The organism is Shewanella sp. 2_MG-2023 (assembly GCF_030548905.1).
Taxonomy (GTDB): domain Bacteria; phylum Pseudomonadota; class Gammaproteobacteria; order Enterobacterales; family Shewanellaceae; genus Shewanella; species Shewanella electrodiphila.
In genome coordinates this window covers 1-531 of record NZ_JAUOSO010000055.1, presented here as the reverse complement: position 1 = coordinate 531, position 531 = coordinate 1, and the positions used below count along the sequence as shown (strand labels likewise).

General features: G+C 43.3%; 1 protein-coding gene. It reads left to right on the top strand.

All coding sequences use genetic code 11. From position 1 onward, the window contains the following. Positions 1-531 (top strand): GTP-binding protein (locus Q4600_RS21145; RefSeq protein WP_303518516.1); only part of this gene is annotated, 531 nt, incomplete at both ends.

Genomic DNA, 531 nt, shown 5'->3' with positions numbered 1-531 from the left:
GTGGGTACAATCGGTCACGTCGACCATGGTAAAACAACGCTAACTGCTGCAATCTCAGCTGTTTTAACCAAAACTTACGGTGGTGAAGTTAAAGATTTCGCACAAATCGATAACGCTCCAGAAGAGCGTGAGCGCGGTATTACAATTAATACTTCTCACATCGAATATGACACACCTACTCGTCACTACGCACACGTAGATTGTCCTGGTCACGCCGATTATGTTAAAAACATGATTACTGGTGCTGCTCAAATGGATGGCGCTATCTTAGTAGTTGCTGCTACAGATGGTCCTATGCCACAAACACGTGAGCACATCCTGCTTTCACGTCAGGTTGGTGTACCTTTCATCATCGTATTCATGAACAAATGTGACATGGTTGACGATGAAGAACTACTTGAATTAGTAGAAATGGAAGTTCGTGAACTTCTTTCTGAATATGACTTCCCAGGTGATGACTTACCAGTTATCCAAGGTTCTGCGCTTAAAGCTCTTGAAGGCGATTCAGCTTGGGAACCAAAGATTATCGAA